The sequence below is a fragment of the Streptomyces thermovulgaris genome (assembly GCF_002155915.1).
GTDB classification, from domain to species: Bacteria; Actinomycetota; Actinomycetes; order Streptomycetales; family Streptomycetaceae; genus Streptomyces; species Streptomyces thermovulgaris.
Genome location: NZ_MUME01000092.1, coordinates 20,963 through 30,289 on the forward strand (window position 1 = coordinate 20,963; position 9,327 = coordinate 30,289).

The following is a 9,327-nucleotide window of genomic DNA, read 5'->3' on the forward strand; positions in this document are numbered from 1 at the left end:
CGGCCGCCGGTGACGCCGTGGCGGCCGGGCCGCCGGTCAGGTCGCGTCGTCGTACCCGTTGACCCGCTCCGTGTCGGTCCGGTCGGTCAGGGTGCGGGGGGCGGCGACGGGTTCGACCTCGCCGATGTCCCCGGGGGTGAGGTCCAGCTCGGAGGCCTCGTCGTCGGAGGGTCCCGCGGCCTCCCGCAGCCGCCTGCGCCGGTCGTTGAGCAGGGCGAAGCCGGTGGCCAGGAAGTACAGCAGGACGATCGGGACCGCGAGCGCCAGCATCGAGACCGGGTCGACCGTGGGCGTGGCGAACGCCGTGAAGATCGTGACGCCCAGGACCATGGCCCGCCACCAGCCGAGCATCCGGCGTCCGGTGACCGCTCCGGTGAGGTTCAGCATCACCAGCAGCAGCGGCAGCTCGAAGGAGAGGCCGAAGACGATCACCATGCGGGTGACGAGGTTCAGCAGATCGCCCAGCGGCAGCAGGTTGACCGCGCCGTCGGGGGTGAAGTCGAGCAGGACGCTGGCCGCCGCGGGAAGCACGTGGTAGGAGAAGTACGCGCCGGCCAGGAACAGGGGGAAGCCCGCTCCGACGAACGCCAGCGAGTAGCGCTTCTCGTGCTTGTGCAGGCCGGGCGCGATGAAGGCCCACAGCTGGTAGAGCCAGACGGGACAGGCGAGGACGACACCGGCGGTCAGCGCCACTTTGATCATCAGCGTGAAGGGACCCAGCAGGCCTTCGACGGTGATGTTGCCGCAGGCCCCTTCCTTCTGCTCGGCCAGCTCCGTGAACGACTTGGAGCAGCCCACCGAGCGCTGAACGGGTTCGGTGAGGAGATTGATGATCTCCTGGTAGAAAAAGGCGGCCGCGATCCCGCCGACGACAATGGCCAGGACGGCCTTCGCGAGCCGGTTGCGGAGCTCACGAAGATGCTCCGCGAGGGGCATCCTCCCCTCGGGGTCCTTCACCTTTTTTCGGGCAGGCTTGAGCAACCCACGTCCTCATCTCGTGCGGAGGCCGGAGCAGTCCGGCCGTGCGTCAGCGCTTGTCCGGCCGTGCGTCAGCGCTTGGTGGTGTCCGTCGGCTCGCTGACCGGGCGTGAGCTGGTCACGTCACCGGGGGCCGCCTGGATGACGCGCGGAGCGGGAGGCTGCTCCTCGGCGGGCGCCGGAGTGGAGGTACGGCTCTCCTCCTTCATCGCCTTGGCCTCGCTCTTGAGGATGCGGGCGGACCTGCCGAGCGAGCGCGCCATGTCCGGAAGCTTCTTCGCGCCGAACAGCAGCACGATGACGACGAGGATGAGGATGATCTCGGGGGCTCCGAGCCTTCCGAACATATGTCTTTACCTTCTCACCGAGGCGGCTGGGTGGGTGGCTGTCCGACCGGCCGGACCCAGGTCCGACCCATCGCTCTGGCAGCGATCGTAACGCCCGGGGGTGAACGGAGGGCAATCCCCCGTGCGTACGCCCGCCCGCGGCCGGGGCCTCGTTCTCCGGTCCGCGACCAGCAGCGTACCCGCCGGACACGACAGGACGACAGGGTGACGGACCACTCACAGCGCGTCCACGGACCGGGCGACGCCCGTGGCCGCCCGCTCCAGGTCCTCGGCCGCCCTGCTGATGCGGCGCGCCGACTCCGCGACCTGCCGCCCGAGGCGCTGCGCCTCCACGAAGACCCGGAGAGCGAACACCCCGAGGACGGTCAGGCCCAGGAAACCGGCGGCCACCGCGAACATCGCCCAGAACATGGCACCGAGCCTAGAGGGTGGAGTGCAGACGCAGCGTCCTGACCCCGCCCCCGGTGAGCAGGGCGACGATCCGCTCGCCGGCCGGCTTGCGGACCGCGGCGCCGCAGCCGGGGCAGGTGAAGGAGTAGAAGGTGGTGCGGCTGCTGGCGCCGATGGCCAGACGCAGCGCGCTCGCGGCGAGCTCGAAACGGCCCCGGCAGTCCGGACAGCCCGCCCGGAAGACCACCGGAGTCACGCTCCGCATCCCGGCGAACGCCGTCGCCACCGACATTCCGCGCTTTCCCGGCCTTCCCGCCGCTGCCGATCCGCTCACAGCCCCTGCTCCTGCCTGTCGTACCGCCCGTCGTGCACCGTGTGGCCCTCGCCGCCCCCGGCGGCGGCTGCGGTGGCGCCGTCGTGGACCGTCTCGTACGCCGCCAGGGCCTCGCGGGCCGCCTGCCTGGCACTGTCGGCCAGTTCGCGGGGGGAGACGATACGGCCGTCGCCGCCCAGACGGAGCGCCAGCCGCCTGAGGGAGGCCGGGTCGGGGGTGCGCAAGGTGATGCGCAGACCGCCGTCGGGCAGTTCCTCGGCGCTGTCGTGCGGGTAGTACTCGGCGACCCAGCGACCGCCCGGGCCGACCTCGACGACGACCTCCGGGTCCTCCGCGGCCGGCTGGACCAGGGCCTCGGACAGGTCGCGCAGCTCCACCTCGGGCGGCGCGGACGGCTCGTCCAGGATCTTGATCTCGGCGACCCGGTCGAGCCGGAAGGTGCGGCGCGCCTCGGAGCGGCGGCACCAGGCCTCCACATAGGTGTGCCCGACGCTGACCAGCCGGATGGGGTCGATCTCGCGCTCGGTGACCTCGTCGCGGGCCGGCGAGTAGTAGCGGATCCACAGCCGGCGGCGCTCGGAGATCGCCCGGTCGACGTCGGCGAAGACACTGCCCTCGGACTCGAAGGTCACCGACAGCCGCGAGCTGGCACCGGCGGCCTCACCGGCCGCGGCCTCCACCTTGGCCGTGGCCCGCAGCAGCGCCTGCCGGTCGCTCTCGCGCAGTCCCGGCAGGGTGGCCACCGCGCGGGCGGCGACCAGCAGCGCGGTCGCCTCGTCGGAGGCCAGCCGCAGCGGCTCGGCCGCCTCCGCGGCGAGCGCGGCCGGGTTGTGCCACCAGATGCGCTCGCCGTCGGTGTCGATGTCCAGCAGATCGCCGCCGCGGAAGCTGGTGCCGCACATGGGCAGCACGTCGAGGTCGGAGACCAGCTCCTCCTCGGTGATGCCGAAGGCGCGCGCCACGTCCTCCACCCGGGCGCCGGGCCGCTCCCGGAGATAGGTCACCAGGGACAGCATCCGCCGGGTCTGGTCGATGGCGTTCGTGGGCCTGATCGGTTTGCCTGCCACGGTGTCGCTCGTTCCCCCTCAGCCCTCGGCCACGGCACGCAGCCGGTCCACCACGTCCGCCCGCAGCTCGTCCGGCTCCAGGACCACCACGTCCGGTCCGAACTCCACCAGCCAGGCGTCCAGCCCGTGCCCGTACGGGATCTCCAACTCGTCCCAGTCGCCGTCGAGTTCCCGTACGGCGACGGCCCTTGCCCGCAGGGGGTACCCGGCGCCCTTGCGCAGCCGGATCCGCGCCGTGCGGTCGGCGGTCTCGCCCGCCCAGCTCGCCACGGTCTCGCGCACGGTGACGACGTCGGGGACCGGGGCGGTGAAGCCGGTGCCGCGGGTGCGGACCTTGCCGGTGATCCTGGACAGCCGGAAGACCCGCTCGGCGCCGCGGTCGCGGTCGAAGCCGGCCAGGTACCAGTGGCCGCGCCAGCACTCCAGCGCCCAGGGCTCGACATGCCGGGTCTCGGGGCGGGCGGCGGTGGCCTTGCGGTACTCGAAGACGACCGGGCGGCGGTCGCGGCAGGCCAGCATCAGCGGCTCGAAGGCGGCCTCGTGCACCGGGATGCGCGGCTCCAGGGCGCCGTGGGTCTCGTACGGGTCGACGTCCTCGGGCAGTCCCGCCGCGCGCAGCTTCTGCAGGGCTCCGCTGGCCGCCGCGGCCAGGCGTGCCTGCTGCCACACCTTGGCGGCCAGGCCCAGGGCGGCGGCCTCCTCGGCGTCCAGGGTGATGGGCGGCAGCCGGTTGCTGTCCCGGCGGGCCATGTAGCCGACCTCGCCGTCCAGGTTCTCGACGGTCTCGATGACCAGCCCGAGTTCGCGCAGGTCGTCCTTGTCCCGCTCGAACATGCGGTTGAAGGAGTCGTCGGACCCCGCCTGGAGGTAGGCCTCGATGGACTCGCGCAGCTCCCGCTTGCTGAGCGGCCGGCGGGTCCCGAGCAGACACAGCGCCAGGTTCATCAGCCGCTCGGCCTTGGCAATGGCCATCGACGCCCTTCGTCTTCCCTGTTGATTCCCTGTGGTCCTTACGACGGACGACCGTACCGTCCCGGTGTGCTGTGACAAAAGCCGAGGCCCATGCCCGGCCAGGCATGGGCCCCGGACGATCGGATCCGTACGGATCCGGCACGGGCCGATCAGACCGCGACCAGGTCGCAGACGAAGATCAGCGTCTCACCGGGCTTGATCCGGGAGCCCGCGCCGCGGTCGCCGTAGGCCAGGTGCGGCGGGATGATCAGCTGGCGGCGCCCGCCGACCCTCATGCCCTGCACGCCCCGGTCCCAGCCGGCGATGACCTGGCCGACGCCCAGCCGGAACTGCAGCGGCGTGCCGCGGTTCCAGGACGCGTCGAACTCCTCACCGGTGGAGAAGGCCACACCCACGTAGTGGACGGAGACGGTGTCGCCCGCCTCGGCCTGCGGTCCGTCGCCCTCCCAGATGTCCTTGATCACGAGATCCGCCGGGGGCTCGCCGCCAGGGAAGTCGATCTCGGGCTTCTCGATGCTCACGTCCTGTGCTCCTGCTTGTTCGGTTGCGAGAAAGCCATGTCGGCAAACCCGCACAGTCTCGCATCCCGCCGGATGCGCGCCCGGGGCGGGAGGGACATGGCGCGGTGCCGCCCCGCCCTACATCGCCGCCAGGATGTCCACCGAGAAGACGAGCGTGGAATCCTTCTTGATGCCGCTGTCGGGCGGCGGGTTGTCGCCGTAGCCCAGGGAGGGCGGGACGACGATCAGGACCCGGCTGCCGACCTTCTTGCCGGTCAGGCCCTGGGACCAGCCCTTGACGACCTGCTGCAGCGAGAACGAGGTCAGGGCGTCCCTCTGGTACGTCGAGTCGAACTCCTTGCCATCGTCCCACAGTACGCCCTTGTACTGGACGAGCACGGTGTTCTCGGCCTTGACCACGGGGCCGTCGCCCTCGATGACGTACTCGGCCACGAGGTCCTTGGGCGCGGCGGCCTCGGGGACGGTGATGGACGGGGCCGCGCCGTCGGTGTTGGTGCCCACCTTGGGCAGGTCGGCGTTGTTCTGCGGGACCGCCTTGCCCTGGGCCGAGCTCTTGGAGTTGAAGGTGTTCAGCAGGTCCACGACGAACACCAGCGTGTCGGTGCCCTTGATGCCCGCCTGGGCGTTGCCCTGCGTGCCGTATCCCCAGGTGGGCGGCACGGAGAGCTCGACGCGGCTGCCGACCTTCCTGCCCGCGAGGGCATAGCGCCAGCCGTCGATGATCGTGCCCTGGGACAGCTGGATGACCAGCGGGGTCCTGCGGTCGTAGGAGTTGTCGAAGACCTTCCCCGTGTCCCAGATCTGGCCCAGGTAGTGGGCCTGGACGTAGTCGTTCTCCGCGACGGTCCGGCCGCTGCCCGCGATCACCGTCCTGACGGCGATGTCCTTCGACGGAGCGCCCTCGCCCTTGGCCACGGTCGGCTTCTCGCCGAACTCGGTGCCCGCGGTGATCGCCGGAAGCGGCCCGGAGACGATCTTGGGCGACGGTGCGGCGGACGGCGCCGAGGCGGGGGGCGACGGGCTCTCGCTGGCCTTGCTCGAACCGGACTCGTCATTGCCGCAGGCGGCCAGCGTGACAAGTCCCGCGGGTACGGACAGAAGAAGTGAGCGTCGGCGCACGATGAAGGCCTCGTAATCAAGTCGGTCTCATGGATGGCGTGCGCGCAACTCTACGTCGTGACACGGGCGCCGTACGCGAAACGTACGGCGCCCGTGTGGTGTTCCGGCCTTTCGTGCGGAAGCCGGAGCCCCGGTCCGCCCGGCTCACATTCCGGCGATCAGCTTCTCCACCCGTTCGTCCACCGACCGGAACGGGTCCTTGCACAGCACCGTCCGCTGTGCCTGGTCGTTGAGCTTCAGATGCACCCAGTCGACGGTGAAGTCCCTGCGCTGCTCCTGCGCCCGCCGGATGAAGTCGCCGCGCAGCCGGGCCCGAGTGGTCTGCGGAGGGACCGACTTGGCCTCGAAGATCTTCAAGTCGTTGCAGATCCGGGCGGCTTGACCCCTTTTCTCCATCAGGTAGTACAGGCCACGACGACGGTGGATGTCGTGGTAGGCGAGGTCTATCTGGGCGACCCGCGGGTGCGACATGGTCATGTTGTGCTTGGCCCGGTACCGCTCGATGAGCTTGTACTTCATCACCCAGTCGATCTCGGTGCCGATCCGGTCGAGGTCCTCGGTCTCGATCGCCTCCAGCGTGCGGCCCCACAGCTCCAGTACCCGCTCCACCGTACCGGTGCGGATGCCGCGCCGCTCGCAGAAGTCCACCGCCTTCTCGTAGTACTCCCGCTGCACCTCCAGCGCCGAGGCCTCCCGCCCGCTGGCCAGGCGCACCTTGCGGCGGCCCGTGATGTCGTGGCTGACCTCGCGGATCGCCCGAATGGGGTTCTCCAGGGTCAGGTCGCGCATCACCGTGCCCGCCTCGATCATGCGCAGCACCAGATCGGTCGCGCCGACCTTCAGCAGCATCGTCGTCTCGGACATGTTGGAGTCGCCCACGATGACGTGCAGCCGGCGGTAGCGCTCGGCGTCCGCGTGCGGCTCGTCGCGCGTGTTGATGATGGGCCGCGAACGGGTGGTCGCCGAGGACACCCCCTCCCAGATGTGCTCGGCCCGCTGGCTCACGCAGTACACGGCCCCGCGCGGCGTCTGCAGGACTTTCCCGGCCCCGCAGAGCAGCTGCCGGGTGACCAGGAACGGAATGAGGATGTCCGCGAGCCGTGAGAACTCCCCGTGCCGTGCCACCAGATAGTTCTCGTGGCAGCCGTAGGAGTTGCCCGCCGAGTCGGTGTTGTTCTTGAAGAGGTAGACGTCGCCTGCGATTCCCTCCTCGTGCAGGCGTCGCTCCGCGTCCACCAGGAGGCCTTCCAGAATGCGCTCCCCGGCCTTGTCGTGGGTGACCAGTTCGATCACGTTGTCACATTCGGGGGTGGCGTATTCCGGATGTGACCCCACGTCGAGATAGAGCCGGGCGCCATTGCGCAGAAAGACATTGCTGCTTCTGCCCCATGACACGACACGGCGGAAAAGGTACCGCGCCACCTCGTCGGGAGACAGACGCCGCTGTCCCCTGAACGTGCATGTGACGCCGTACTCGTTCTCCAGCCCGAAAATGCGGCGGTCCATGCATGAACCTTACGCCCGTTCCTCCGAACTCAAACGGGGTTCCACGGCCCGATGCGGATCATTTTCCGGTGAAGCCGCAACCACCGCCCGTCCCGCGGGAGCTGAAAGGACCCCTCCGGCGGCCAGCAGCACCAGCGACGACACGGCCCCCGCGGCGCCCGGGACCGCGAAGCCCCACAGCGCGCCGCCCGCCTGGACCACCGGCCCCGCGATCCCCGTTCCGAGCGACGAACCCACGGTGAACGTCGTCACCAGCCAGGAGAACGCCTCCGTCACCGTCCCGGCCGGGGCGTGCCGGTCCACGATGACGAACGCGCACGCGATGCACGGCGCCAGGAACAGCCCGGACAGCATTGCCAGCAGCACCATGGCCGCCACGCCCGGTCTGAGCATCAGCGGCAGGTAACACACCGCCAGAAGAAGCACCAGCACCCGCAGGCGCCGTTCGGGTGCACCGCTCCACTGCCGCGCCCCGTAGACGGCACCGCCCACCAGCGCGCCCAGGCCCAGTCCGGCCATCAGCCAGCCGTACACCATGTCGCCGCCGTGCCCGTCGGCGTACGACGCCGCCGCCACCGCGATCGAGCCCAGCGCGGCCCCCACGAAGAGGAAGGCCCCGAGCAGCACCAGCAGCCCCGGGGAGCGCAGGGCGCCCAGCCAGTGCGCCTCCCGCGGCGCAGAGCGCCATGCGCGCGAGGGCGGCGAGCAGACCACGGACAGCGCCCCCAGCACCCCGAGGAGGTTCAGCAGCACCAGCGCCGCCTGCGCCGACCACAGCGACGCGCACAGCGTCACCAGCAGCGGGCCGAGGGTGAACATGACCTCCTGGGCCACGGCGTCCAGGGCGTACGCCGTGTGCACCTGGTCCTCCCGGCGCAGCACGAAGGGCCACAGGGCGCGCAGACCGCCCTCCAGGGGCGGGGCGAAGAGCCCGGAGGCCGCCACCAGGACGGCGGCGAGAACGGGCCTCTCGATGCCGGTCAGGGCGAAGACGGCCGTCGCCAGGGCCGCCGCGAGCGCGGCCGGCAGCTGCACCCGGGGCTGGCCGTGCAGGTCCACCAGCCGCCCGAGCACCGGCTGGCCCACGGCGTTGGCCACGCCGTACGCCGCCGCCAGCGTCCCCGCCAGGCCGTACGTGCCTCCCTCCGCACGCACGAACAGCACGATCATGATCGACGCGACGGCGTTGGGCAGCCGCCCCACGAGCGTGCCGGTCAGCAGCCGGGCGGCGTGCCGCGCCCGGAGGACCTCCAGATATCCCGCGACTCCCGCGGCCATCGCCCCGCCTTCCACCGACTCGCCCGAGGTGCTGGAGCAACCTACGGTGTTACGTATAACGTGTTCGGTCATACGTACCATGTGCGCTGTTCGCCGGTCCAGACGAAGGAGCAGCCCCGTGGTGGCACGAGAGAGCACGCGCCCCACCAGCCGTGACGTCGCCCGGGCCGCGGGGGTCTCCCAGGCCGCCGTCTCGCTCGTCCTCGGCGACAAGTGGCGCGGCCGGGTGTCCGAGGCGACCGCCGAACGGGTGAGGCAGGCCGCCCGCGCCCTCGGCTACCGGCCCAATCTGGCCGCCCGCAATCTGCGCCTGGGCCGCACCCGGACCGTGCTCCTCGTCGTCCCGGCGCTGACCACCGAGTTCTTCGCCGGCGTCTACACCGGGGCCGCCCGTGTCGCCGCCGAGCACGGCTTCGGCGTCGTCCTCTACCCCTCCCCCGAGGGCGTCGGCCCGGCACGGAACCCCTTCGCCTCCGCCCAGGCCGCCCTGGACGGCGTGATCGCCTCCTCCATGGCCGCCGACGCCCTCGCCGCGATCCGCGGCGACGAGCTGCCGCTGGTCATGCTGGACAGCGACCCCGGGGGCAGACCGGGCGCCGCCACCGTCAACCTGGACATCGCCGACGGCATGCGCCGGATCGCCGACCACCTGCTGGGCCTGGGGCACCGCCGCTTTCTGCACCTCGCGGCGGACGTGGCCTCCTGGACCTTCGAGATGCGGGCCCGGGAGCTCGCGGCGCGGGTGGGCGCCGTGCCCGGCACCTCGGTGCGCACCGTCCGCTCCCCCCTCTCCCTCGAGGACGCCCGGGCCGCCG

The 9,327-nt window shown here is 71.3% G+C and carries 11 protein-coding genes; 1 reads left to right on the forward strand and 10 read right to left on the reverse strand.

Annotation, left to right across the window (positions count from 1 at the left end; translation table 11 throughout):
- Nucleotides 1–36: 36 nt before the first annotated feature.
- The 10 genes from tatC to CCN35_RS10075 all read right to left on the reverse strand — a co-directional run bounded on the left by tatC (nucleotide 37) and on the right by CCN35_RS10075 (nucleotide 8,512).
- A complete protein-coding gene (gene tatC, locus CCN35_RS10030; RefSeq protein ID WP_067394921.1) occupies nucleotides 37–981 on the reverse strand; it encodes a twin-arginine translocase subunit TatC in 945 nt (314 codons plus the stop codon).
- 68 nt (nucleotides 982–1,049) lie between these two features.
- Nucleotides 1,050–1,325 carry a Sec-independent protein translocase subunit TatA gene (tatA, locus tag CCN35_RS10035; RefSeq protein WP_067394918.1) on the reverse strand — a complete coding sequence of 92 codons (276 nt, stop codon included), beginning with the start codon at nucleotides 1,323–1,325 and terminating at the stop codon, nucleotides 1,050–1,052.
- A 216-nt stretch (nucleotides 1,326–1,541) separates the two neighbouring features.
- Nucleotides 1,542–1,736, reverse strand: coding sequence for a hypothetical protein (locus CCN35_RS10040; RefSeq protein ID WP_067394915.1), 195 nt, complete (start codon nucleotides 1,734–1,736; stop codon nucleotides 1,542–1,544).
- A 10-nt stretch (nucleotides 1,737–1,746) separates the two neighbouring features.
- Complete coding sequence (locus CCN35_RS10045; protein WP_067394912.1) at nucleotides 1,747–2,007, reverse strand: hypothetical protein; 261 nt, start codon at nucleotides 2,005–2,007, stop codon at nucleotides 1,747–1,749.
- 38 nt (nucleotides 2,008–2,045) lie between these two features.
- Complete coding sequence (locus CCN35_RS10050; RefSeq protein WP_086792325.1) at nucleotides 2,046–3,116, reverse strand: helix-turn-helix transcriptional regulator; 1,071 nt, start codon at nucleotides 3,114–3,116, stop codon at nucleotides 2,046–2,048.
- An 18-nt stretch (nucleotides 3,117–3,134) separates the two neighbouring features.
- Entirely contained in the window at nucleotides 3,135–4,088 is a 954-nt protein-coding gene (locus CCN35_RS10055; protein WP_067394906.1) for a helix-turn-helix transcriptional regulator, read from the reverse strand.
- A 149-nt stretch (nucleotides 4,089–4,237) separates the two neighbouring features.
- The gene (locus CCN35_RS10060; protein WP_067394902.1) at nucleotides 4,238–4,609 is read right to left on the reverse strand and encodes an FKBP-type peptidyl-prolyl cis-trans isomerase; all 372 of its coding nucleotides are present in this window, start codon (nucleotides 4,607–4,609) and stop codon (nucleotides 4,238–4,240) included.
- Nucleotides 4,610–4,726: 117 nt separating this feature from the next.
- Nucleotides 4,727–5,728, reverse strand: a complete 1,002-nt coding sequence (locus CCN35_RS10065; RefSeq protein ID WP_067394899.1) for an FKBP-type peptidyl-prolyl cis-trans isomerase — start codon at nucleotides 5,726–5,728, stop codon at nucleotides 4,727–4,729.
- A 144-nt stretch (nucleotides 5,729–5,872) separates the two neighbouring features.
- Nucleotides 5,873–7,234: a Pup--protein ligase gene (gene pafA / locus CCN35_RS10070; RefSeq protein ID WP_067394896.1), complete on the reverse strand. Its 1,362-nt coding sequence runs from the start codon at nucleotides 7,232–7,234 to the stop codon at nucleotides 5,873–5,875.
- A 9-nt stretch (nucleotides 7,235–7,243) separates the two neighbouring features.
- Nucleotides 7,244–8,512 carry an MFS transporter gene (locus CCN35_RS10075; protein ID WP_067394893.1) on the reverse strand — a complete coding sequence of 423 codons (1,269 nt, stop codon included), beginning with the start codon at nucleotides 8,510–8,512 and terminating at the stop codon, nucleotides 7,244–7,246.
- A 121-nt stretch (nucleotides 8,513–8,633) separates the two neighbouring features.
- On the opposite strand from CCN35_RS10075, the gene CCN35_RS10080 reads away from it, so the two are divergent.
- Nucleotides 8,634–9,327: LacI family DNA-binding transcriptional regulator (locus tag CCN35_RS10080; protein ID WP_086792327.1), on the forward strand; the 694-nt coding region annotated here is incomplete at its 3' end.

Coding starts and splice junctions, on each gene's coding strand:
- CCN35_RS10075 (WP_067394893.1), bottom strand. CDS start 8,512: ATGGCCGCGGGAGTCGCGGGATATCTGGAGGTCCTCCGGGCGCGGCAC.
- CCN35_RS10045 (WP_067394912.1), bottom strand. CDS start 2,007: ATGTCGGTGGCGACGGCGTTCGCCGGGATGCGGAGCGTGACTCCGGTG.
- CCN35_RS10040 (WP_067394915.1), bottom strand. CDS start 1,736: ATGTTCTGGGCGATGTTCGCGGTGGCCGCCGGTTTCCTGGGCCTGACC.
- pafA (WP_067394896.1), bottom strand. CDS start 7,234: ATGGACCGCCGCATTTTCGGGCTGGAGAACGAGTACGGCGTCACATGC.
- CCN35_RS10055 (WP_067394906.1), bottom strand. CDS start 4,088: ATGGCCATTGCCAAGGCCGAGCGGCTGATGAACCTGGCGCTGTGTCTG.
- tatA (WP_067394918.1), bottom strand. CDS start 1,325: ATGTTCGGAAGGCTCGGAGCCCCCGAGATCATCCTCATCCTCGTCGTC.